Annotated in this window: 22 protein-coding genes; 10 read left to right on the forward strand and 12 right to left on the reverse strand. The window is 64.2% G+C overall.

Features of this window, described 5'->3' with window-relative positions:
- Positions 1-816 (reverse strand): hypothetical protein, encoded by an 816-nt coding sequence (locus LFT43_RS12795; protein ID WP_395797304.1) that lies wholly within the window; start codon positions 814-816, stop codon positions 1-3.
- A gap of 122 nt (positions 817-938) precedes the next feature.
- Here LFT43_RS12795 and LFT43_RS12800 point away from each other — a divergent pair, with 122 nt between their 5' ends.
- The 3 genes from LFT43_RS12800 (at position 939) to LFT43_RS12810 (ending at position 3,055) form a co-directional block, all read left to right on the forward strand.
- The gene (locus LFT43_RS12800; protein ID WP_395797305.1) at positions 939-1,610 is read left to right on the forward strand and encodes a DUF1684 domain-containing protein; all 672 of its coding nucleotides are present in this window, start codon (positions 939-941) and stop codon (positions 1,608-1,610) included.
- Positions 1,611-1,697: 87 nt separating this feature from the next.
- Positions 1,698-2,546 carry a fumarylacetoacetate hydrolase family protein gene (locus LFT43_RS12805; RefSeq protein WP_395797307.1) on the forward strand — a complete coding sequence of 283 codons (849 nt, stop codon included), beginning with the start codon at positions 1,698-1,700 and terminating at the stop codon, positions 2,544-2,546.
- A 17-nt stretch (positions 2,547-2,563) separates the two neighbouring features.
- Positions 2,564-3,055, forward strand: a complete 492-nt coding sequence (locus LFT43_RS12810) for a GtrA family protein (RefSeq protein WP_395797309.1) — start codon at positions 2,564-2,566, stop codon at positions 3,053-3,055.
- A gap of 30 nt (positions 3,056-3,085) precedes the next feature.
- On the opposite strand, the gene LFT43_RS12815 is transcribed toward LFT43_RS12810, so the two are convergent.
- The 6 genes from LFT43_RS12815 to LFT43_RS12840 form a co-directional block, all read right to left on the reverse strand.
- On the reverse strand, positions 3,086-4,261 hold the full coding sequence (locus LFT43_RS12815; protein ID WP_395797311.1) for a cysteine desulfurase family protein: 1,176 nt from the start codon (positions 4,259-4,261) through the stop codon (positions 3,086-3,088).
- A gap of 4 nt (positions 4,262-4,265) precedes the next feature.
- The gene (gene nadC / locus LFT43_RS12820) at positions 4,266-5,156 is read right to left on the reverse strand and encodes a carboxylating nicotinate-nucleotide diphosphorylase (protein WP_395797313.1); all 891 of its coding nucleotides are present in this window, start codon (positions 5,154-5,156) and stop codon (positions 4,266-4,268) included.
- Positions 5,149-6,840 carry an L-aspartate oxidase gene (gene nadB / locus LFT43_RS12825; protein WP_395797315.1) on the reverse strand — a complete coding sequence of 564 codons (1,692 nt, stop codon included), beginning with the start codon at positions 6,838-6,840 and terminating at the stop codon, positions 5,149-5,151. Before nadB ends, nadC begins: the two co-directional genes overlap by 8 nt.
- 36 nt (positions 6,841-6,876) lie before the next feature.
- On the reverse strand, positions 6,877-8,184 hold the full coding sequence (gene nadA, locus LFT43_RS12830; protein WP_395797317.1) for a quinolinate synthase NadA: 1,308 nt from the start codon (positions 8,182-8,184) through the stop codon (positions 6,877-6,879).
- Entirely contained in the window at positions 8,181-8,891 is a 711-nt protein-coding gene (locus LFT43_RS12835; RefSeq protein ID WP_113990543.1) for an NrtR DNA-binding winged helix domain-containing protein, read from the reverse strand. The genes nadA and LFT43_RS12835 overlap by 4 nt, the downstream gene beginning before the upstream one ends.
- A 101-nt stretch (positions 8,892-8,992) precedes the next feature.
- Complete coding sequence (locus LFT43_RS12840; protein WP_395797319.1) at positions 8,993-9,472, reverse strand: Lrp/AsnC family transcriptional regulator; 480 nt, start codon at positions 9,470-9,472, stop codon at positions 8,993-8,995.
- 177 nt (positions 9,473-9,649) lie between these two features.
- Here LFT43_RS12840 and LFT43_RS12845 point away from each other — a divergent pair, with 177 nt between their 5' ends.
- From LFT43_RS12845 to LFT43_RS12865, 5 genes are all read left to right on the forward strand, one after another.
- Positions 9,650-11,032 (forward strand): amino acid permease, encoded by a 1,383-nt coding sequence (locus LFT43_RS12845; protein ID WP_395797321.1) that lies wholly within the window; start codon positions 9,650-9,652, stop codon positions 11,030-11,032.
- 291 nt (positions 11,033-11,323) lie between these two features.
- Positions 11,324-12,361 (forward strand): thiamine pyrophosphate-dependent enzyme, encoded by a 1,038-nt coding sequence (locus LFT43_RS12850; protein WP_395797323.1) that lies wholly within the window; start codon positions 11,324-11,326, stop codon positions 12,359-12,361.
- A complete protein-coding gene (locus LFT43_RS12855; protein WP_395797325.1) occupies positions 12,354-13,388 on the forward strand; it encodes an alpha-ketoacid dehydrogenase subunit beta in 1,035 nt (344 codons plus the stop codon). Before LFT43_RS12850 ends, LFT43_RS12855 begins: the two co-directional genes overlap by 8 nt.
- Complete coding sequence (locus LFT43_RS12860; RefSeq protein ID WP_268021268.1) at positions 13,381-13,710, forward strand: biotin/lipoyl-containing protein; 330 nt, start codon at positions 13,381-13,383, stop codon at positions 13,708-13,710. The genes LFT43_RS12855 and LFT43_RS12860 overlap by 8 nt, the downstream gene beginning before the upstream one ends.
- A 4-nt stretch (positions 13,711-13,714) precedes the next feature.
- Positions 13,715-14,545: an alpha/beta fold hydrolase gene (locus LFT43_RS12865; protein WP_395797327.1), complete on the forward strand. Its 831-nt coding sequence runs from the start codon at positions 13,715-13,717 to the stop codon at positions 14,543-14,545.
- A gap of 22 nt (positions 14,546-14,567) precedes the next feature.
- Here LFT43_RS12865 and LFT43_RS12870 read toward each other — a convergent pair whose 3' ends face one another.
- Entirely contained in the window at positions 14,568-14,981 is a 414-nt protein-coding gene (locus tag LFT43_RS12870; RefSeq protein ID WP_395797329.1) for a MarR family transcriptional regulator, read from the reverse strand.
- A gap of 82 nt (positions 14,982-15,063) precedes the next feature.
- Here LFT43_RS12870 and LFT43_RS12875 point away from each other — a divergent pair, with 82 nt between their 5' ends.
- On the forward strand, positions 15,064-15,717 hold the full coding sequence (locus LFT43_RS12875) for a phosphoribosyltransferase (protein WP_395797331.1): 654 nt from the start codon (positions 15,064-15,066) through the stop codon (positions 15,715-15,717).
- A 233-nt stretch (positions 15,718-15,950) separates the two neighbouring features.
- Here the strand turns inward: LFT43_RS12875 and LFT43_RS12880 are convergent, their stop codons facing one another.
- The 3 genes from LFT43_RS12880 to LFT43_RS12890 form a co-directional block, all read right to left on the reverse strand.
- On the reverse strand, positions 15,951-17,282 hold the full coding sequence (locus LFT43_RS12880) for an MFS transporter (RefSeq protein ID WP_395797333.1): 1,332 nt from the start codon (positions 17,280-17,282) through the stop codon (positions 15,951-15,953).
- Positions 17,283-17,434: 152 nt separating this feature from the next.
- On the reverse strand, positions 17,435-18,889 hold the full coding sequence (hpaB, locus tag LFT43_RS12885) for a 4-hydroxyphenylacetate 3-monooxygenase, oxygenase component (protein ID WP_395797335.1): 1,455 nt from the start codon (positions 18,887-18,889) through the stop codon (positions 17,435-17,437).
- Between the two features lie 73 nt (positions 18,890-18,962).
- Positions 18,963-19,499, reverse strand: coding sequence for a flavin reductase family protein (locus tag LFT43_RS12890; protein WP_395803063.1), 537 nt, complete (start codon positions 19,497-19,499; stop codon positions 18,963-18,965).
- A gap of 148 nt (positions 19,500-19,647) precedes the next feature.
- Here LFT43_RS12890 and LFT43_RS12895 point away from each other — a divergent pair, with 148 nt between their 5' ends.
- Entirely contained in the window at positions 19,648-20,382 is a 735-nt protein-coding gene (locus LFT43_RS12895; RefSeq protein ID WP_395803065.1) for an IclR family transcriptional regulator, read from the forward strand.
- A gap of 144 nt (positions 20,383-20,526) precedes the next feature.
- Here LFT43_RS12895 and LFT43_RS12900 read toward each other — a convergent pair whose 3' ends face one another.
- Positions 20,527-21,924, reverse strand: coding sequence for an MFS transporter (locus LFT43_RS12900; protein WP_395797337.1), 1,398 nt, complete (start codon positions 21,922-21,924; stop codon positions 20,527-20,529).
- Positions 21,925-21,968 lie beyond the last annotated feature (44 nt).

Below are 21,968 nucleotides of genomic sequence, written 5' to 3' on the forward strand. Positions count from 1 at the left end.
CTACAGATTGATCTTCAGAGACAGTAGCATTCGCTGGACGTTGGCGAATTCCGAACCCTGGTCGACGTATTTGGCTGCTTGGTCCAGGGTGTCGAAGGACTTCGCGGGCGCAACTACTTCGTCCGTGGCAAAAGCGTGCACGGCGGGCATGTCCCCAAAGTAGTAGTTGCCTTTTCCTGCGGGCCCCACCACGAGATTCCGGAGTTGGCAGGCCTGGCCATCAGTTCCAGCCACCATGTTGGTGATGCCGTACGAACCGAAGAACTTGTAGCCCTGAATGACCCTGAACACCACGTGCGGAGGAATCGTGGAATCGCGATCCGCAATGGGCAGATCAATGGGGACGCTGCTGACTACCACATAAGGCCGCTTGGCGGCCGGACTACAGTCGGCTGGGCTCTCTACCGGCAGCCCGGTGTGCAGGGTCGCCAGATACCCTCCCTTGGCGTCCTTGACCACGACCTTCAGGGCGCCCGGCAAGGAGCCGGCGTCGGGCGTGACCGATTGCGCAATCCAGTCGCTTGGAAGATCGAAGCTGACCTTCTTGGCCGCATCCGAATACGTCTTCCACGCCGAGGCCGTAGCCCCCGCCGTCGCCGTACTTCCCGTGGAGGGGCTCCCCGAAGCAGCGGAAGTGCCCGACGGCGGGGCCGTACTCGCGCCCGACGACGCCGTTGTGCCGGGTGCCGCACTGGTGGACCCGGCCGTCCAGACGGTTCCGCCCTTGCCTTCGGAACTGCAGCCAGCCGCGGACACCACAACGAGCGCCCCCACGACGGCGACTGAAAACTTCAACGGGATCCGCTTCGCTCTCATGCGCACTAGCCTAGCGGCGCCCGGCCGCTGCCCGCCTGTCCCGGTCGGCGTTTCGCGAGTCCAACCCGCAGAGAGCGTTCGGCGAGCGGTTCCGCCTCGCGTCGTACGACTAGGCTGGACGCATGGCTCCAGATCAGTTTGACGAGGACGAAAACAGTGTGGCGGGAATCTCCGCCGTGGACATCGCGGATTGGCGCTTGCGTACGTTTGCCTTGTACGACGACGTCCGGAAGATTGCGGTGAGCGATCCCTTTCAGGCCCATGTCTATTGGCGCCAGGAACGGGACCGAATGTTCGGAACCCACCCGGCGTCGGCCTTGACGCCCGCCAGCAAGCAAGCGTTCTCGGGCCTGCGCACCGCAGACTACAACCCCCAGTTCCGCCGCTACGCCGCCTTGTCGCCTGAAGGCGCGGGGCAGGAGATGAACGTCCAGACCGGAACGGACGGCGTAGTGCCATTCCTCCGCCTCGGCACCTTCGATCTCGACGAGCTTGGTTCGCTGGCCGTGTGGCGCCTCCGCAGCTATGGCGGCGGCATCTTCGTCCCCTTCCGCGACGCGACAGCCGGTAAGCCGGGAGGAAGCTACGGTGCCGGCAGATACCTATTGGACACCATCAAGGGCGCTTTCCACGGCCTTCGGGGATCCGGGCAGGCGCAGGAGTTTGTGCTCGACTTCAACTTCGCCTACAACCCGTCCTGCGCGTACAACGAGGCCTGGGCCTGCCCCTTGGCCGGACCGGCGAATCGCCTGGCCGCGGACATCCCGGTCGGGGAGCTCTACCTGCCCCTCTAGGCGCGGGAACGGCACCTGCCGCGGGAGTCGGTCGCACGCCGTCGCTTACCAACCCGTAATCGTCCGACGAGGACGTAGGATGTCTTGATGACCTCCTCACGTGCACGCAGGATCGCCCGCGTCCGCCCCATCTCCCCCACCACTCCGGATGAACAATTCTTCGTGGCGAACGACGCCGTCGAATTCGCTTCGGAGGCAGGCCGCATCTGGACCGTAGTGGACAGCCCGTTCCCAGGTTCGCCGGCAAACGGCAGCAGCGCGGAACAACCGGGGTGGCACAGGGGCGCGGAGGTCGTGGAGGACACGTTCACGTTCCTGGCCCCGTCTGTTCCCGCCAACGTCTTCGGCATGGCACACAACACTGGCCAGCCGGGTCGGGACCTGCCCACACAAGCGTTCCACAAGGCCGCCACAAGTGTCATCGGACCGGGCGACGCGATCGAGCTCGCCTCCGCGGTTGGCTACGTGGACCCGGAAGCGGAACTGACGGTCGTCGTCGGGCGCAAAGTCCGCGGACTGACACTCGAGAACGCCCGCGACGCCATCCTCGGTTTCACGATCGGCAATGACGTCTCTGCACGGGACCTGCAGAAAACCGACGAACTGTGGATCAGCGCCAAAAGCCAGGACACGTTTACTCCTGCAGGGCCCTGGGTCGTCACGGACCTCGACGACCGTGATCTTTCGATCGGCATCGTGCACAACGGCAGGGAATTACGGACGGCCAGTTCCGCCGACCTCGGCTGGAAGGTGGACGAAATCCTTGTCTACCTGACCTCGTTCATGACTTTGCACCCCGGCGATCTGGTGCTCACCGGCTTCCCGGCTGAGTGCGCCCGGATCGCGCCAGGAGACGTTGTGACCTGCCGCGTTGAGGGCATCGGAGAGCTGACGAACCCTGTCAAAGCTGCTTCCTGGGAGAAATCCCCGGCGTGATATGACAGGCTTGTGCCATGGACTCTTCTGCCGCGCCCAGGACTGAGACGCGGCAGAACTCCCTTTCGAGAACGCCTATTAGCAAGCGTCGCAAAGGTATCCTGCGCTATCCGGTGGTCCGGCAGCTCATCCGTTTCACCGGCGTCGGAATCATCTGCACTGCGACGTCACTGGCCTTGTACGCACTGTTTCGTCCGTGGATGGGACCCCAGCTGGCCAACGCCGCAGCGCTGATCATCACGTCGCTCATGAATACGGCACTGAACCGGCGGCTGACCTTCAAAATCACCGGCGACCGGAAGAGGACCCGGGACCATCTGAACGGGCTGATCGTGATCGTCGTGGCCCTGGTCATCACGGGAGGGAGCCTGGGCGTGCTGCATGCGTTCCGGCCCGATGCCTCCGTGACCGAGGACCTCTGGACCACCACGCTCTCCGGATTCTTCGCCACGGCCGTGCGCTTCACCATGCTGCGGCACTGGATTTTCCGTCGGGCGCGGCACGTCTGAGCCACCCGGCCAGCCAGTTGGGGTGGACAGTCAGCGGCGACCGAGTCCCTGCACGCTCCCGACGGCGGCAGCCACGGCTTGCGCGGCTTGCTCCAGTTCCGCCGAGGTCACCGTGGAGTTGAAGCTGAAGCGGACAGCGGTCTGTGCTACCTCGGCCTCAATGCCCAACGCCAGCAGGACTGGAGACGGAGCATCCGATCCCGCGGCGCATGCTGATCCGCTCGAACAGACCACGCCAAGCCGCTCAAGTTCCAGCAAGACGGATTCTCCGCTGGTGCCGGGGAAACAGAAGGACGCGATGGATGGCAGCCGCCGCGAGGGGTGGCCGGTGAGAACAGCTCCGGGCACAGTTTCAAGGACCGTCCCGATGAAGGCATCCCGCAACTCAGAGACCCGGCCAGCGAGTCTCGACTGTTCAGCCAATCCGGATTGTTCAGCGTGGGCAAGGGTCAATGCCGTGGCCAGCGCAACGGCACCTGACACGTTTTCGGTTCCAGAGCGACGGCCGCGCTCCTGGCCACCACCGTGGACTACCGGCTCGATCTTGAGCTTTCCCTTGGCATAAAGAACGCCGCTGCCCTTAGGCGCGCCGAGTTTGTGGCCGGAAATACTCAGCGCGTCGACGCCCAGTTCCTTGACGCCGATGGGTAGCCAGCCGGCGGCCTGGACGGCGTCCGTGTGGAACGGCACGCCATGTTCCGCGGCCATGTCCGCGAGCTGCCGCACCGGCTGCACCGTCCCGATCTCGTTATTGGCGTACATGATGCTGACGAGGGCGGTTTCCGGACGCAGGGCGGACCGGAGCGCCTCAGGGGTCACGACTCCGTACCTGTCCACGGGGACCACGTCCACGTCGAATCCATGGACGCGTTTTAGGTAGTGTGCGGATTCCTCGACGGCAGGGTGTTCGATAGCGCTGATGACAATCCGGTTCAGGGCCGGATCCGCGGACCGCCGTGCGAGGGCGATTCCCTTCACAGCCAGGTTGTCGGCTTCGGTGCCGCCGGAGGTGAAGGTGACCTCGCCCGGCCTGCAGCCAAAGACCTTCGCTACCGCCGCACGAGCGGCGGACAACGCGTTCGCAGCCGCTTCGCCGAGGCTGTGATGGCTTGAAGGATTGCCGAACTCGCCCGTCAAGTAGGGCCACATCGCTTCGAGGACTTCCCTGCGGACGGGAGTGGTGGCCGCAGCGTCGAGGAAAATCATGGCGTCAGCCCAGGCCTGGGGAAACGCTCACGTCCAGCGTCACGTCCAGGCCCAAATCCAGTGCGGCAACACTGTGCGTGAGTCCGCCGATGGAAATCACATCCACTCCCGCCGCGGCGATGTCCGCCACCGTGTTGACGTTAACGTTGCCACTTGCCTCGACGATGGCACGCCCGGCCACCTGCTCCACGCCGGCACGGAGCTCATCAAGGGAGAAATTGTCCAGCATGATCGTGTCCACCCCGGCTGCGAGCACGGGTTCGATCTGCTCGGCACTGTCTACCTCCACCTCGAAATGCGTGGTGTGGCCCAGCTGTGCCTTGGCGGCCGCGAGCAGTGCGGTGAGTTTGGCGGAATCGCCACCGGTCATCACGGCCAAGTGGTTGTCCTTGGCCAGGACGGCATCAGACAGGCTGTAGCGGTGGTTGGCTCCCCCGCCACAACGCACGGCATAGCGTTCCAATACCCGGAGACCGGGCGTTGTCTTCCGGGTGTCCGTGATGCGGGCCTTGGTGCCCTCGACCAGCTTCACGAACTCCGATGTCTTAGTGGCAATGGCGCTCATGCGCTGGGCCAGGTTGAGCCCTACGCGTTCGGCAAGCAATACCGAGCGGGCGCGGCCGCTGACCCGCGCGAGGTGGGTTCCGGCGTCGAACGCTTCCCCGTCGGCGAGCAGCAACTCCACTTCGGTGTCCGGGTCGATGAGCAGCATGGCGTCCCTGAACACGGTTCCGCCGCTGAAGACCCCGGGAACGCGCGCATTGAGCACGGCGGTGGCCCGGGCTTCGGCGGGGATCAGCAGTTGCGACGTGATGTCGCCGTTTGGCGCATCCTCCGCGAAGGCCCGCTCCAGGATGTCCCGGACGGGTGCTGCGGGGAGGGTCAGGCTAGTCATTGACGAGGCTCGCTTTCCGGCGGATGGTGTATCTCGGGTCTGGTTCTTCGACGGCGGTTTCACGCTGCAGTTCGGCAGTGTCACTCCGGTAATGCGCCCCCAGCGACCCCCGCCGCGCCCCGGCAGCCTGCACCAGCAGTTGCGCGGCAAGGAGCAAATTGGCGTCCTCGTGCACCAAGGAATCCGCCGAGTCAGGCGCATTCTCAGGAAGCACGACGTCGGCCCAAGCGTTGAGTGCCTCAGCGGCCTCCCGGAGCAACCCCCTAGTCCGGAGAACCCCGGCCTTGGCAGTCATCAGCCGACGGAGGGCAGTACGTGAGAAGGGCTCGGGGACAAGTTCAGGCTGCCACGCGGTAAGGCGACTTTCGTCTGACGGTGTCCCGGCAGCGTTGGTGCGCTGAGCGCCGTTCGGCGGCGCCCACCCGAGGAACCCTTCAACAGCGCGCCGACCAAAGACAAGCCCTTCGAGCAAGGAGTTGCTGGCCAAACGGTTCGCGCCCTGGACTCCGGTGCAAGCAACTTCGCCGGCCGCGAGCAAGCCAGGAATGGAAGTACGGCCGAACAGATCGGTGACTACGCCTCCCATCCAGTAGTGGGCAGCCGGGGCAACCGGAACGGGCTCGCGGGTCCAGTCGACGCCGGCTTCGCGGGTCCGGGCGCTGATCGTGGGGAATCGTTTCTCGAGGAAGCCTTGCCCCTTGGCTGCTTCGACCACCCGTGCGTCGAGGAAGACGTGGCCGTTGGGATCACCGAGTGAAGCCAAGTGGAGGGCGATGCTGCGGGAGACGACGTCGCGCGGGGCAAGTTCGGCGTCCGGGTGGTAGGCCGGCATGAATCGTTGGCCCTTGGCGTCCACGAGAATGGCGCCTTCACCGCGAACAGCTTCGGAGATCAGGAGGGGATCAGCGCCGGCGGCCGCCGGGCCTGCAGCAGCTGACAGCACCATGCTCGTGGGGTGGAACTGGAAGAACTCCAGGTCCGCGAGCTCCGCTCCTGCCCGCCACGCGAGCGCGAGCCCGTCGGCCGTTGCAACCGAGGGATTGGTGGTCCGGGCAAATAATTGTCCCGCTCCACCGGTGGCAAGCAGCACGGCGTCGCCGCGTACAGCCTCGAGGCGTCCGTTCCGCAGGAATTCAACGCCTGCCACATGTCCCTCGGACTGGATCAAGCCGGTGGCCTGTGCGTGTCCAAGCACTTGGAGTTTCCCGGCGGCCTGCGCGTCAAGGACTGCGAGGATGAGTGCCTTGGCAATTCCGGCGCCGGTGGCGTCTCCGCCGGCGTGCAGGATCCTCGGGGCCGAGTGGGCGGCTTCGAGCCCCAAGGCGGGATCGCCGTCGTCGTCCGCGTCGAAACGGACGCCGAAACGCTCAAGCCCCATGATGTCGAGGCGCGCTTCGGTGCACAGCACCCGCACGGCTTCCTCGTTGCAGTGGCCGCCGCCGGCCTTCAGGGTGTCCGCAATGTGAGCGGCAACGGTATCGCCGGGGGCGGGCAGCTCGAGCACTGCCGAAATCCCGCCCTGCGCGAAGAAGGTGTTGCTGTCTGCCAGCGCGCCTTTGCTGAGCAGGACGACGTCCGAACCGGCTTCAGCGGCCAGCAGTGCGGAATAGAGTCCGGCTATACCGCTGCCGACGACGACGAGTCGCCGCCGCACCGTAGCACCGGGAGAGCGTTCTGCAGTCATTTCAGGCTCAATTCGACTGGTTGATACGGGGTGGGCCTAGAGCGGCCGTGCGGCTAGCATGCGCTCGAGGGCGATCTTGGCGTTGTCCTTGACGGAGGGGTCCACCGTGATGCGGTTGACCACGCGGCCCTCCACCAATTCTTCAAGCACCCAGGCGAGGTAACCGGGGTGGATGCGGTACATCGTGGAGCAGGGGCAGATCACCGGGTCCAGGCAGAAGATGGTGTGCTGGGGGTTCTCGGCCGCCAAACGGTTCACCATGTTGATCTCAGTCCCGATCGCAAAGGTGGTGGGCTCGGTTGCGGCGGCGATGGCCTTCTTGATGTAGTCGGTGGAGCCTGCGCCGTCTGCCGCGTCAACAACCTCCATGGGGCATTCGGGGTGCACAATGACGTTCACGCCGGGGAATTCGGCGCGGGCCTTCTCGATCTGGCCTACGTTGAAGCGCTTGTGGACGGAGCAGAAACCGTGCCAGAGGATGACGCGGGAATCCAGCAGGGTCTGCTCATCGTTTCCGCCGAGCTCCTTGCGCGGGTTCCACATAGGCATCTGCTCCAGCGGCACGCCAAGGGCTTTGGCAGTGTTGCGGCCCAAATGCTGGTCAGGGAAGAAAAGCACGCGCTGACCACGTTCGAAAGCCCATTCGAGCACCGTCTTCGCATTCGAGGACGTGCAGACGATGCCGCCGTTGCGGCCACAGAAGGCCTTCAATGCGGCTGACGAGTTCATGTAGGTCACCGGGATGACCGGAGCCTTACCCTCGGAATCAGGGGCGGTCCCTAAGATCTCTTCGAGCTGCTCCCAGCATTCCTCCACCGAGTCCTCGTCCGCCATGTCTGCCATGGAGCAACCAGCGGCCAGGTTCGGCAAGACTACGGCCTGGTTCTCGCTAGAAAGAATGTCCGCAGTCTCCGCCATGAAGTGCACACCGCAGAAGATGATGGCCTCGGCGTCGGGCTTGGTCAGGGCCGCGTTGGCCAGTTGGAAGGAGTCGCCCACGAAATCCGCGTACTGGACAACTTCGTCGCGCTGGTAGAAGTGGCCCAGAATGACGGCCCGGTCCCCCAGCGTCTCCTTCGCGGCGCGGATCCGGGCGTCGAGTTCCGCGTCACTGGCCAGCTTGTATTCTTCAGGCAATTGGCCCTGCCGGGGCGTGGCCTTCGGAGCGTCGTCGGAGCTGGAAGCGCCGGGACCGTAGGCGGGAATACCGGCGAGGGCCTCTGCGAGGTCGTACTCCCACGGGCCCTTCGCCAGAGCGGGGCTACACGTTGAGCCCGCCGCGGAACCGCCACTCTCGGCTTCCTCCCGCGTGATCAGCCGAATAGCTGTGTTGACGCTGCTCATGGTGTACTCCTGTTGTCTGGCCCGAGTCCGGGCGTGCCGGTGAAGCGGTAGAGGCGTGGCGGGCGGTGTTTTCCGCCCTGAAGGTATTCACCGGTCTCCTCGATTTCCGGTGTTCCCTTGATTTGCCGGCGAAAGTTCGCCGGATCCAGCTGGCGGTCCAGGACAGCCTCATAGACTTCGCGGACCTGGGCCAAGGTGAAGAACTCCCCCAGCAAGTGATAGGCGATGGACCCGTAGGCCATCTTGTTGCGCAGCCGCCATAGGGCGTAGTCGACGATCGCGTTGTGGTCGAAGGCCAATTCGGCGAGCCTGTCTGCCCGGAACCAACGGACATTCTCTGACTCGTCCGCCAGTGCGGCTTCCGTGGGCTGCACCAACGCCCAGTAGACGATCGAGACAACACGCTGGGCAGGCGAGCGATGCAGGCCACCGAAGGCGTAGAGCTGCTCGAGGTATTGAGGCGCCAACCCGGTTGTTTCGCGGAGGTTCCTCGAAGCTGCATCCTGGAGCGACTCGTCATGCTGCAAGGGACCGCCTGGAAGCGCCCACATGTCCTTGAACGGTTCGCGGATGCGGCGTACCAGCGGCAGCCACAGTGTCGGGCGGCCGGAGCTTTCGCTCGGGCGGAGGGCGAAAATCACCGTGGATATAGCCAACGACGGCGGTGCGAGCCTGCGCTCTGCCACATTGGCGGAGGTGGCGTACACGGTGTTCACCCCGCTTCTTTGCCTCAGGGACCAGAAAGATAGTTAAAGTCAAAATGACTAGAACTAATGGTACGACCGTCTGGGGAGAGTGTCCAAATGTTTCAGCCCGCATTCTCCTTGGCTGCCGCTTCCAGGAGGGGCAAGGTGCGGCCCTGGAAATGCGTATTCAGCACGATCACCGACGACGAGCGGAGCACGGTCTTGGTGGCAATGAGCTTATCCAGCACGCGCTGGAGGTCCGAGTTCGACTTGCCCACCACCCGCACCATGAGGTCCGAACTGCCGGAAACCGTGTGGATCTCGATAAGTTCGGGAATAGCGGCCAAGGCTTCGACGACGGCGTCGTGCCCCAGGTCCTGGTTGATGGTGAGTGAGCAGAAGGCCACCACGGGATAGCCGAAGCCTGCAGGGTCCGGCTGAGGAACCCAGGGAGCCACCACACCCCGCTCGGCCATCCTGTCCAGCCGGGACTGGACTGTGGCGCGGGCGACCTTCAAGACCCTGGATGCCTCGAGGACAGACGCACGCGGGGAGTCGGTGAAAAATCGGACAATCTTGGCATCCAACTCGTCAACAGCCACCAATTTTCCCTACTTTCACCCGGATGCTGCACAAACCGGCAGGAAACGTGCCGATCTTCGTTCACATTGCGTCCATGGTCTCACAAGTGTTTTTCGCCACTTTCCGTGTGTAAGCGGTAAATTCGATAAGTCCCACGAGGACCAGCTGACAAACCCTCCACAAGAAGGCAAACACGAATGACAACGACGTCCACCGCGGTTCGACCCGCCATTCCTTCGCAGGGCCTTGGCCACTCGATGAAGCCGCGCCAACTGACCATGATGGGCCTGGGGAGTGCCATCGGTGCAGGGCTCTTCCTCGGCTCGGGCGCCGGGATCCACGCCGCCGGTCCCGCAGTGCTCATCTCCTACCTTGTGGCCGGCACCCTGATCATCCTGGTGATGTGGGCCCTGGGCGAGATGGCCGCAGCCAACCCCAACAGCGGCGCCTTCTCCGTCTATGCCGAAAAGGCGATGGGCAAAACGGCCGGATCAACGGTCGGCTGGCTCTGGTGGTTGCAGTTGGTAGTCGTCATCGCCGCGGAAGCCCTCGGCGCGGCGGGATTGCTCTTCTCTGTCTGGCCGGTCATTCCCGTGTGGGCGCTGGCCCTGATTTTCATGGTGGCCTTCACCGCGATCAACCTCGCCGGAGTCCGGAACTTTGGTGAGTTCGAGTTCTGGTTCGCCATCCTGAAGGTTGCGGCCATTGTCGTGTTCCTCATCATCGGCGCGGCATTGCTGTTTGGTTGGCTTCCTGGAGTGAGTTCCCCCGGCTTTGGACACATCACAGGTAACTTCGCACCATCCGGTTGGGCCGGAATTGCCGCGGCGCTCTTTGTAGTGATCTTCGCCTTCGGTGGCACCGAAATCGTGAGCGTGGCCGCCGCGGAAACGCAGGACCCGGTTAACAGCGTCGGCAAGGCCATCCGCACCGTGGTGTGGCGCATCCTGGTTTTCTACATCGGCTCAGTCTTCGTCATTGCCGCCGTCCTTCCCTCAGACTCAGAAGGGTTGAAGTCGCCGTTCGCTGGCGTCCTGAACCTTGCGGGCATCCCGGGAGCCGGCACGGCAATCACCCTTGTTGCCGTTGTGGCCCTGCTGTCAGCTCTCAACGCGAACCTCTACGGGGCCTCACGCATGGTGTTCTCGCTGTCCGAGCGCGGCGAAGCCCCGGCTTTCCTGTCGCGGCTGCGCGGCGCCCAGGTGCCCATGGCCGCGGTCGGCGTCTCTGTCGCTTTCGGCTTCATCGCCACCGTGCTGGAACTGCTCTTTCCCGATCGCGTCCTGCCGGCCTTGCTCAACCTCGTGGGCTCCACCTGCCTCGTGGTGTGGGGTACGGCACTCGTGTCCCAATTCATCCTGCGTCGCCGCGCCGACCGCGAAGGCACCGAGTTGCCGCTTCGTATGAAGGGCTTCCCCTTCCTGACGGTGTTCGGACTGGTACTGCTAGCCCTCATCTTCGTGGTGGGCTTCTCGAACGCCGAGAGCGCGGGCCAGTTGATCGGCACGTTCCTGCTGATCGCATGCATCGCGTTGGCCTGCCGCGTCGGGGCCAAGGCCAAGGCGGCACGAAGCGCCTAGCCAACCCGACCAACTCGCAGTTGTTGTCGTTTTGACGCCCCATAACGACAACAACTGCTGGGCGGTTCCCTGGCCGTGGGCCCCACCGGCGAGGGCTCCCTGCCTGAGCTTGCGAAGGCTGGGAGCCGGTTGGGACTTGCGAGGCGAGGGTGGCGGCGGGGATTAGTTGGGTGAGCGGGAGGTGCACAAACTGCTATGCATTACCACGGAACCATTGACAGTTCATGGCAGTTTGCCTAGCCACAAATAGGCGGATTGCCTACGGCCTACACAGTGACTACGGTCACGTCCATGGACTCATTTCTTCCCGCTGTGGCCGCAGCCGACGCCGCACCCCTGGCCCCGGAACAGCTCAGGGAGCTTTATTCCCTGATGGCTGCCGTTCGATACCTGGATACCTCGGCCGTCGCTTGGCAGCGTCAGGGAATCATTCCCGGCTATGCTCCGGAACTCGGTCAGGAAGCAGCCCAGGTCGGCAGCGCCTACGCCCTCGACACGGCACGCGATTTCGCCTTTCCGACGTACCGCGAGATGGGCGTCGCCAGGACCATGGGCGTGGACATGGTGGCCTACATGTCCACCCACAAAGCAACATGGCACGGCGGCATGTATGACCCCGTGGCAAGCCGCCTCGCGCCCATCCAGGCCGTAGTGGCCGGCTCGGTGCTCCATGCCGTCGGCTGGGCCCACGGCCAGACCCTGAGCGGGGAGCCGGGAGTTGCCCTCAGCTACTTCGGCGACGGCGCTTCCTCCCAAGGCGATGTCCATGAAGCCATGAACTTTGCCGCCGTGATGAAGGCACCGGTTGTCTTCTTCATCCAAAACAACGGCTGGGCGATTTCCGTGCCCACCGAACGGCAGGTTGCCGGCGGTTCGGTGGCTGGCCGCGCGGCCGGCTACGGCATCCCGGGCATTCAGGTGGACGGCAACGATGTGGTCGCCGTCTACGACGCCACCCGGGACGCCCTCGCCCACTGCCGCGCAGGAAACGGCCCGGTAGTGGTCGAAGCAATGACCTACCGCCGCGGTCCCCATTCCACAGCTGACGACCCCGGCCGGTACCGGAGCCTCGACGACGAGCGCATCGACGCCGGCAAGGATCCCTTGGAGCGCCTCCGCGAGCGTCTGCTCGCCGAGGGCGTGGCAGATGACGCCTTTTTCGCGGCCGCCCACGAAGCGGCACGGATCGAGGAAGAAGCGATCCGCACCGGAATCGAAGCCCTCGGCCCGCGGCCAGGCACTGAGATGTTCGATTTCGTCTTCCAGGAGACCACCCCTGCCCTTGAAAACCAGGCCACCCGTTGGCGCGAGGAGTCCGAACATGTCTGAGAGCACCACCGCCACCCTCGAAGCCGGGGCAACCACGGAGTCCCTGCGGACACACATCTCCATGCAGCAGGCCCTCAACCGCGCCTTGGACGAGATCCTGTCGGCCGATCCGAAGTCGGTGGTCTTCGGCGAGGATTGCGGCCATTTGGGTGGGGTCTTCCGCATCACCGATGGCTTGCAGGCCAAGCACGGAGAATCCCGCGTCTTCGACACGCCGCTCGCTGAATCGGGCATCCTGGGCATGTCCGTGGGGCTGGCCATGGCTGGCTTCCACCCGATTCCGGAAGTCCAGTTCGACGGCTTCGCGTATCCCGCCATCAACCAGATCGTGTGCCAGATCGCCAGGATGAACTACCGCAGCCGGGGCAAGCTTCCGATGCCGGTCACGCTCCGGGTGCCCAGCTTCGGCGGCATCCGCGCCCCCGAACACCACGGCGAAAGCCTCGAGGCGCTCTTCGCGCACGTTCCGGGCCTCAAGGTTGTCTCGCCGTCGGACCCGCACGACGCTTACCACCTGCTCAAGTACGCGGCCTCGCGGCCGGATCCGGTGATCTTCATGGAACCCAAGTCCCGGTATTGGCAAAAAGGCGACGTCGACGCAGCCGACGGCGGAACCCTCACCGGCGCCCGCATTGTCCGGCCGGGCCGCCACCTGACCCTCGTGGCCTGGGGCGCCATGGTGGCGCGGTGCCTGCAGGTTGCGGAACTCGCGGCTGAGGACGGAATCGACGTCGAGGTCCTTGATCTTCGCTGGCTCAAGCCGATCGACGCCGAAGCATTGGCGACTTCCGTCGGAAAGACGCGGCGCGCCGTCGTCGTGCATGAAGCTCCGCTGACCTCCGGGCTGGGAGCCGAAGTGGCCCAACTGATCACGCAAAGCTGCTTTGACACACTGAAGGCGCCCGTGGAGCGGGTCACGGGCTTCGACGTGCCGTATCCCTCCGGCGACCTGGAGGACGAATACATCCCGAACATTGACCGCATCCTCCTGGGGATCCAACGAGTACTGGAGTATCGACGTGGCTGAAATCAGCTTTCCCTTGCCCGATCTTGGCGAAGGCCTCATTGAAGCGACCGTGCTGGACTGGCTCGTCTCCCCCGGCGATCAGGTGGAACGGAATCAGCCCCTCGTGGAGCTGGAAACGAGTAAGTCCGCCCTCGAGTTGCCGAGCCCGCAGGCAGGTAAAGTGATCCGTATCCACGGTGCGCCGGGCGACACTATCAACGTCGGTGAACCGCTGGTGGTGTTCGAGGTGCCGGACAATACTGCCGGCATCGTGGGCACGGTTCCGAAGGATGATGCACCCAAGCGCCGGGTCCGCCTGAGCGCCGTACTTGATGAGGATTGACACCATGAGCGGCAGGCACACGGAAGAGCACATCCACACTGTGGAAGGGACAGATCCGCATCTGTTCGTGGAAGTCCATGAGCCTGCCGAAGGCACCGATGCGGGACTGCGACCTATCCTGCTCCTGCATGGCTTCTCTTCGTCGAGCAAGCTCAACTGGGGAGACACCGGGTGGATTACCGCCCTGCAGGCCGCCGGCCGCCGCGTTATCACAGTGGACCTTCCGGGGCACGGCCGAAGCGCTTCGCCCGAGGACTTGGACTCCTACTCCCCCAGCCGGATCCGCGCGGACCTGCTCCAGATAGTGGCCGACGCCGGCGCGCGCCCGTTGCGCGATGGTGACCCTTCCAGCGGACTCGACATCATTGGTTATTCTTTGGGCTCCCGGCTCGCTTGGGAATTCGGGGCAACCCAGCCCGAACTCGTGCACCGCCTGGTGTTGGGCGGCCCGAACAAGGAGGACCCGCTGGCATCCTTCGATCTCGTGGCTGCCCAGCACTACCTTGCAGATGGTGCGCCCATTGAAGACGAGTCCACCGCGGGGTTGCTCAAAATGGCGCAGCTCTTGCCGAGCAACGATTTGTTTGCGCTCTTGTCGCTTATCGAGGCGATTAAGGGCGAACCGTACGATCCCGCCGAGGCGGTGCCGCACATGCCGATGCTGCTGGTGGCCGGAGACAAGGACGAACGGGCTGTCACCATGCCTGAGCTCGCGTCGATCGCCGCCCACGCCGGTGGCATGGTGGAACAATTACTCGTCCCCGGACGGAACCACAGCAACGCCGTGACCAGCCGGGTGTTCAAGGACGCCGCGGTGGTGTTCCTCGGCGTCTAGGCTGACGACGGAGCGGCTGGCCTTAAGGGGCCAGCCGCTCCGCGTTAAGGGTCATCCGCTCCAGCACGCTGATGGCCATGGCGTATTCGTCCAGGCCTATCCCCATCGAGATGTCCCGGCGGGAGTCCTCGACGAGCCTGTGGGCTTCCGTATGTTTTGCATGACCCAGCTCGCTGAGGCTGATGCGATCGTCCACCATGATGATCATTCCGCGGCCTACCAGCGCGGCCAGTTCAGCTTCGCGACGACGCGAATCGCCGCCCCAAAAGGGGCTCAGAACGCCGTCAAGGACTTCGGGGCTGAGCGGCGCCTCCGCCAGGACGTTGAGTGTCTGCCACTGCCTCCGGCTGAGTTTCAACCTCGCCAAGGTGCGGTCCAGATGCGCTTCCAATGCGGCATCCAGTCGTTTGATCCAATAACCGATGGGCCTGTTCACACGGCCCATCGTGGCAGCGAGGAGCGGCCGCGGCAAGAAAGGTAGGCTTGATTCAGCGCTGGATTACGTGGAAGTGAGACGAATGGGCATGCGCTTCAAGGACCGTGCGGACGCCGGACGCCGGCTGGCAGCCGGGCTTCCGCAGCTCCGGAAACGGCCAGACACGATCCTGCTTGGCCTGGCTCGCGGCGGGGTCCCCGTAGCGGCCGCGGCCGCCGTCGAACTCTGCCAACCGTACGGTGCCGTCCTGGTGCGCAAACTCGGCATCCCGGGACGTGAGGAAACCGCCTTCGGCGCCCTGGCCTGGTCCAACGGCAGAATTGTCCGAATAATCAATCGGCCCCTTGCCGAACGGATGCGGTGGCACGGAATCACCCAGGGTTCGCTCGACGCCGTGGAGGTGCGCGAGCGGGGCGAACTCCTGCGGCGCGTGAAAACCTACCCGGGGATCAGCTTCGATCTCTCGGGCAAGACTGTCGTTCTTGTCGACGATGGGCTGGCCACCGGCGCAACCATGCGCGCCGCAGTCGAGGCCGTCCGCGCCGGTGGAGCAGCGACCGTAGTGGCCGCCGTCCCCGTGTCATCCCTCGAGGCCCAAGCGTCCATCAGCCGGGTGTGCGACTTCATGATCTGCCTGCACACGCCGGGCAAATTCCACGCCGTGGGCGCGTTCTACGAGCACTTCGAGCAACTGACGGACGACGACGCGGTTCGGCTTTTGGAGCAGGCTGGTTGAGCCCGCCGATATTCGCAGGAGTTCCGACGCTCACATCTGAAGGCCCATTTCCCGACGCTCCTGCAGATATGTCGGCTTCCGACCCGACGCTCCTGCACAAATGAGGGAAAAATCCGGAACGCTCTTGCACATGATTTGGACCGCACGTGGGTTTCGGTTTTTGGGCCCCTAGGTGAGGGAGCGTTGGCGGATTTCTCGTCATAGGTGAGGGAGCGTCGGCGTGCCTTTGGTGCCTAATGCGCGCTGAACCCTAGCGGACGGCCCTTGGTTTCCTTGGCCAGCACCACCCCGACCGCGGAGATGACGCACAGGACCATGATGTATACGCCCACGGAACCTGACCACTTGGTGCCGTCCAGGAGGGCCTGTGCGATCAAGGGTGCGAAGGCCCCGCCCAGGATCGAGCCCAGCGCGTACCCGATGGAAATCCCGGAGTACCGGACTTGGGCAGGAAACATTTCGGCATACATCGCAGACATCGGGCCATAGGAAAGGCCCAGCCCGATGGTCAGGACGAAGAGGGCTGTTCCGTATAGGAGGATGTACTTGGAATCGATCAGGGCGAACATCGGAATCATCCAAGCGAACACGAGTCCGTAGCCGATCAGGAACGTCTTGACCCGGCCGATCTTGTCCGAAAGCCAGCCACCCACCATGGTGAAGACGAGCCATCCAAAGGAAGCCACCGTCGTGGCCAAAAGAACCTGCGCCGACGGCATCTTGAGGGCCTTGTTGGCGTAGGAGATGAAGAAGGCGATCAGCAGGTAACCGGCCGCGTTGTTGGCGATGAAAATCAGGGCAGCGAGGATGACTTCCTTGCTGTTCTTGCGGAAGAGTTCACCGAGCGGGGCCTTGCTTTCGGCTTTGCGCTGCGAGATTTCCTTGAAGACCGGGCTCTCCCCCACCGCCCGGCGGATCAGGTAGCCCACGACGATCAGCACGACCGACAGCAAGAATGGAACACGCCAGCCCCAGGCATTGAAGTCTGCCTTGGACAGGCCCGAGGTCAAGAAGTACAGCAGGCCCGTGGCCAGGATCATGCCGATGGGAACTCCGATCTGGGGGTAGGCACCAAACAGGCCGCGCTTGGACTTCGGCGCATGTTCCACGGCCATCAGCGCTGCGCCACCCCACTCACCGCCGGCTGAGAAACCCTGCAGCACGCGCAGCGCAATAAGCAGGACCGGCGCCCACAATCCGATGGTTTCATAGGTGGGAAGCAAGCCGATCAGGGCCGTGGCTCCGCCCATCATCACGAGCGTCATGACCAAGACGGCCTTGCGGCCCAGCCGGTCACCCAGATGTCCGGCAACAAGCGCGCCGAGCGGACGGAACAAGAAGCTGATGCCGATCGTGGCGAAGGAGAGGATCTGCGCCAGCCCGGGGCTGGACTTCTCCAGCGGCGTCAGGAACAGCGGCGCTAGCAGCGTCGCTGTCAGCTGGGCGAAGATGAAGAAGTCGTACCACTCGATGGTGGTGCCCACCAAGGTGCCTGCGAGGACCCTGCGCACTTCGCGCTTGCTGCTTGGGCCCGCTTGGGTGTCGACAGAGGAAGTTGCGGTCATTGAAACTCCTGTGTTGGGTGCGGTGATGACTGTCGCCCTGAATTACTGACAGAACGGTCAGTCGGAATAGCGTACTACGCAAATGTGATGGATGGCACAAAATGACGACGACGACGGGGGTCGCCGTCGTCGTCGCACGCGCCGCGGCGGGTTCAGTCCTCCCGCTCAAGGAACTCCCGCACCCGGGCGCGGACCGGCTCGCGATCGTAGCTGTTCACGAGGGCGCCTGCCATGCGGACGGGGTCGCCGAAGAAGAAGTATTCATAGAGGGCCTGGCGACCGGCGAAGGAGGAAATGCTCGCGTCGAAGGCAAGCTTGAAGAGGCGCACGCGTTCCGGTCCCGTCAGTGTCTTCGCCTGCATGTACAGCTCGATGTCCGGCAGTGCCTCACTGGCCACGTCCGCTTCGCCGGGGAGCGCCATAAGGCCGGACGCCGAGAACTTGCGGATGATTGCCGGGAAGCGCTGGGCAACCTTGGGGTACCAGTTGCGCGCGGCGTTCAAGGTGGGCCAATGCGGCAGGAACACGCCATCCGGACTTGGAGCGGCCTGGGCCTCCGCGGCCACCATGAGGGCCTTTTCGATTTCAACGGTTTCGATCAGCTCCGCGAGGTCTTCCTGGATGTGCTGGAAACCGTCGATCCCAATGGACGCCGCGATCTCGGACGCAAGGCCAAGGAAGAACTCGCTCTTGGCAATGGTCCGCGTGACCACCTGGTGGGTCATGAGGGCCCCGGCGCCGGTCTCGGAGTAGAAGGCGTTGCAGAGTTCGGGATGGCCAAGCATGAAGATGCGCTCGTTGGGGACGAAGACATTATCGAAAACCACCACGGCGTCCATCTCCTCGAAGCGGCTTGCGAGGGGTTCATCGTGGGTGCTTCCTCCGTTGTAGAGGGAGGTCCGGCACAGGTAGCGCATGCCCGGCGCGTCATTCGGGAGGGCGAAGGCGTAGGAATAGGGGGCGTCTTCCGGCGTTGCTCGGAGCAGCGTCGAGGGAAACACGAGGAGTTCGTCGGCAATCGGCGCAATCGTGGCTAGCATGCGGGCGCCACGCACCACGATCCCATCCTCCCGCTCCTCTACCACCCTGGCCGAGAGCTGGCCACCGAGTTGCTCAGAACCGGACACCGAGCGGTTGACCTGCGGCGGAATCAGCGTGTGCGTGGCAAGCAGATCGTTCTCGCGGCAATTCTCGTAGTACCTGCGGATGTTCTCGCCAAACATCGGATCGGCCTGGGCGAACCACTTTTCCGCAGCCGCGAGGGCCGTGAGCGCTCCGTTCATGTAGTCACCGGTCCGGCCGAGGAATCCATGGGAGTACTCGGCCCAGGTGCGGATGGCCGCATGCCGGTGCTCAAGGTCCTCTTTGCTCCGCGGCGCCAGGAACGAAGTGCTGACGCGATCCCCGGTTGTGGGAGATTCGTAGGTGAGGGCGTCCGCATATTTCGGGTCATGCTGCATGTCGAAGAGCTTCGCGTACGTGCGGGCCACGTTCCTGAAGGACGGGTGGTCGGCGATCTTCCCGGTGACCACCTCGCCGTCGATCAGGACGTGGGGGTTCATCGAATTGAGCTTGTCCAAGTACTGCTGTCCGGTCCGGATTCCCATGGTTGTCTCCAATGATGGTTGGGCTGAAACGGCATTGCGTGTGTGGATGCGGCATTTCCCGGCGCCGCGGCAACTACAGAAGATCCTCCATTCCCAATTGGCTTTCCGGGATGGTTGTGAAGGAGCTGTTGGCGAAGGCCAGCGCATCGCCGTTGCGATAGTTGAAGTCGACCACCTCGCCCACGTAGAGGGTGTGGTCACCACCGTCGTAGGCAGCCCATGGCGTGCACTCGAAGTAGGCGAGGACATTGGATAGGCGCGGCGCCGTGCCGCCTTCGACCCAACGGGGCTCGGGCCCGGGACGGCCCGCGAAGTGCAGGGCGAGTTCCTGTTGCTCCGCCCCGAGGATGTTGACGCTGAAGGGCGTCCCGGCAAGCTCGTCGTGGGCTTTGGCGGTGCGGGCGATGCTGACAAGGACCAACGGTGGCTCCATGGACACCGAGGTGAAGGAATTCACGGTAATGCCGTGCCGCTTGGTGGCACCGTCGAACGTCACGATGGCCACGCCTGTGGCAAATCGGCCCAGACTGCCACGGAAGTGATGTGCCCGCGGCCGCGAAGTGCGGCCCAGGCGGCCTGGCTCCGCGTTCTGGCTGGACTTAGCAATCATCATTGATTCCTGGCTGGAGATTGTTCTATATGTGAACTTGTTCTATATTTGAACAACAAATTCTCATACAGAACCATAGTCTTTTGCGACCCACGGCACAAGACGGCGGGTCCGCCGCGTTAGACCCCAACATAGGATGGAGCCCATGATGTCTCCCAGCGCCACGAAAAAACCGCAGGAAACGACGGCGACCGTCTCACCGTCTCAGACTCTGTCCCGCGGAATCCAGGCCCTGGAAATCCTGGCCGCCGCCGAGCGCCCCTTGACCATTGCGGAACTCGCCGGCGCCCTTGGCGTTCATCGCTCCGTGGCCTACCGGATTCTGCGCACGCTGGAGGACCATTCCCTTTTGGTGCGCGACGATGCCGGCCGCGTGCAGCCCGGCCCCGGCTTGGCGGTGCTGGCGCGGGGCGTCTCGCGCGATCTCCAGACCGCAGCCCTCCCCGAACTGACCCAGCTCGCCAACACGCTGAACATGACGGCGTTCGTGGCGGTCTGGGACCATCAGGATTGCGTCACGCTGGTCACCGTGGAGCCTCGGCACTCGGCCGCGACCCTGGCACAGCACCCGGGGACCCGCCACCCCGTGAACACCGGGGCGCCTGGAATCGCCATCCAGTCCACCATGAGGGAGGACGAATGGGCCACCCGCGCCCCTGGCCTGCCCTATCGGCCCGAGGCAACCGAAGCGCGCCGGCTCGGCTATGCGGCAAGCCACGACGAGGTCATCGCAGGATTGTCATCCCTGGCCGCTCCCATTCAGGTGCCCGGCGGGCGGCCCGCGGCGATCGCCGTCGTCTACATCCGCCGCGAACAGGACCAAGCCGCCGTCGGGGAAGCGCTGGCCGCGAGCGCAGCTCGGATAGAGTCCCAACTGGCGTAAGGGACCCTGCATTTCACCCTTGATGCGTGCGGTCGTCCTATTTCTTCCGACGCTCGCTCACTTTTAAGGCCAAAACCGGGAACCCTTTTGCAGATGATCTGAAAGAGGGTTTCCAAAAATTGGCCCATAAGTGAGCGAGCGTCGCTATTGTCGGGTGACCGGCTTACGCCGGAGGAAGAGTCCCGCCACGATTCCGAGTACCAGAAGCGCACCCGAAGCGGCGGTGGACACCACAAAAGCGGCGCCGGGACCTTGGGTCTGTGCCAACTGGCCGGCAAGGGAGGCGCCCAAGGCCGTACCGGCCACGATCCCGCTCGCCAGAGCGGTCATGACCGTTGCCATGCGGCCGGCCGGAGCCACGACTCCCCCGATGCTGAAGACCGTCACCATGACGGGTCCCACCGGAATTCCCAGCACCAGCAGAACGATGGCCATCGGCCAGATCCCGGCCGGAAGGAACAACAACAGGGAGAACGCCGTCATCGCCGCCGCGGCGACCACCCAGCGGACTGCCAGCCCAACGCGCTGCGGCCAGTAGGCAACAGACAGGGCGGCGACGGCGGAGCTCAGGCCCATGACGGAGTACATCAGCCCTGCGATTTCGGCAGTGGCGAATTGGGCGGAAAAAGCGCTCAACGCATTCTGTGTGGCACCGAAAAATGTTCCCATGCAGACCATGGCCAATACCGGAACGGCCACTTTCACCCAGCCCAGGGAACGGACACTTGATCTGTGTCCTTCAGGAGCGCTCCCGACGGCGGCCGGTCCCTTGCGCTTCGCCCGCACCACAGCCAATTGCGAAGGATGCACGGCGAAAGCAGGTACGAGAGTGGCAGTGAGGACCGCAGCCAATGCCAGCGGCAGCCAAGGAGCTACAAGGCTGGCCAGAATGCCAACCAGCGCCGGCCCCAGGACGAAGGTGACTTCGTCCGCGGTTCCTTCGTAGGACAAGGCAGTATCCAGGTCTGCGCGGCTCGCCGCCACACTGCCGGAACCGGCGGCCTTTCCACTAGCTCCCAGGCCCATGTTCCCTGTGGGCAGGTTCCTTGTGGTCAGGGCCATCCAGCGGACACGGGCCATGGGACCCACCTGCGGGCAACTCGCTCCGGCGAGGAAGGCCGTCACTAGAATGGCGATCGCGTCCGTGGGCGCGTTGAAATCCGGCGTCAGGTAGGCGGCGACAAGCAGTGCAATGACCGTGACCGCGTTGACGGCCGCGGCTACCAGCAGGACCGGGCGTTGGCCTGCCCGGTCAGCGAGCGAGCCCAGCACCGGCGCTCCCACGGCCGACCCGATGCCGACGGCGCCGGCGGCCAGGCCGCCGATGGCGTAGGAATGGCTGACAGCCGTGACAAGGGTCAGGGTGCCAACGGTCAGCATGGCGAGGGGCAGTCTCGCGAAGAGTCCCAACGGAAGGAAGTTTCGACCAGCAAGTTCGGGCAGGCGCGCGAAGCGACCGGGCAGGCGCGAACGGCGCTGCGGGGCAGGCTGTGACGGGGCAAGCGCGGTGTTGGCCGCGGAGTTTCGTGCAAAGGAGTTCATGATTCCGGGTTCGCTGAATGGTGCGCATCGTCCCTCCTCCCGAT

Origin of the sequence: Arthrobacter sp. FW306-04-A, assembly GCF_044358315.1 — a bacterium.
In the GTDB taxonomy this organism is placed as follows: domain Bacteria; phylum Actinomycetota; class Actinomycetes; order Actinomycetales; family Micrococcaceae; genus Arthrobacter.

Bases quoted from the DNA above. Each gene is read 5' to 3' on its own strand.
- LFT43_RS12855 (WP_395797325.1), top strand. From the start codon at position 12,354: ATGTCTGAGAGCACCACCGCCACCCTCGAAGCCGGGGCAACCACGGAG.
- LFT43_RS12895 (WP_395803065.1), top strand. From the start codon at position 19,648: ATGTCTCCCAGCGCCACGAAAAAACCGCAGGAAACGACGGCGACCGTC.
- hpaB (WP_395797335.1), bottom strand. From the start codon at position 18,889: ATGGGAATCCGGACCGGACAGCAGTACTTGGACAAGCTCAATTCGATG.
- LFT43_RS12845 (WP_395797321.1), top strand. From the start codon at position 9,650: ATGACAACGACGTCCACCGCGGTTCGACCCGCCATTCCTTCGCAGGGC.
- LFT43_RS12810 (WP_395797309.1), top strand. From the start codon at position 2,564: ATGGACTCTTCTGCCGCGCCCAGGACTGAGACGCGGCAGAACTCCCTT.
- nadC (WP_395797313.1), bottom strand. From the start codon at position 5,156: ATGACTAGCCTGACCCTCCCCGCAGCACCCGTCCGGGACATCCTGGAG.
- LFT43_RS12850 (WP_395797323.1), top strand. From the start codon at position 11,324: ATGGACTCATTTCTTCCCGCTGTGGCCGCAGCCGACGCCGCACCCCTG.
- LFT43_RS12795 (WP_395797304.1), bottom strand. From the start codon at position 816: ATGAGAGCGAAGCGGATCCCGTTGAAGTTTTCAGTCGCCGTCGTGGGG.
- LFT43_RS12800 (WP_395797305.1), top strand. From the start codon at position 939: ATGGCTCCAGATCAGTTTGACGAGGACGAAAACAGTGTGGCGGGAATC.
- LFT43_RS12875 (WP_395797331.1), top strand. From the start codon at position 15,064: ATGGGCATGCGCTTCAAGGACCGTGCGGACGCCGGACGCCGGCTGGCA.
- LFT43_RS12865 (WP_395797327.1), top strand. From the start codon at position 13,715: ATGAGCGGCAGGCACACGGAAGAGCACATCCACACTGTGGAAGGGACA.
- nadA (WP_395797317.1), bottom strand. From the start codon at position 8,184: ATGAGCAGCGTCAACACAGCTATTCGGCTGATCACGCGGGAGGAAGCC.
- LFT43_RS12805 (WP_395797307.1), top strand. From the start codon at position 1,698: ATGACCTCCTCACGTGCACGCAGGATCGCCCGCGTCCGCCCCATCTCC.
- LFT43_RS12815 (WP_395797311.1), bottom strand. From the start codon at position 4,261: ATGATTTTCCTCGACGCTGCGGCCACCACTCCCGTCCGCAGGGAAGTC.
- LFT43_RS12890 (WP_395803063.1), bottom strand. From the start codon at position 19,499: ATGATTGCTAAGTCCAGCCAGAACGCGGAGCCAGGCCGCCTGGGCCGC.
- LFT43_RS12900 (WP_395797337.1), bottom strand. From the start codon at position 21,924: ATGAACTCCTTTGCACGAAACTCCGCGGCCAACACCGCGCTTGCCCCG.
- nadB (WP_395797315.1), bottom strand. From the start codon at position 6,840: ATGACTGCAGAACGCTCTCCCGGTGCTACGGTGCGGCGGCGACTCGTC.
- LFT43_RS12880 (WP_395797333.1), bottom strand. From the start codon at position 17,282: ATGACCGCAACTTCCTCTGTCGACACCCAAGCGGGCCCAAGCAGCAAG.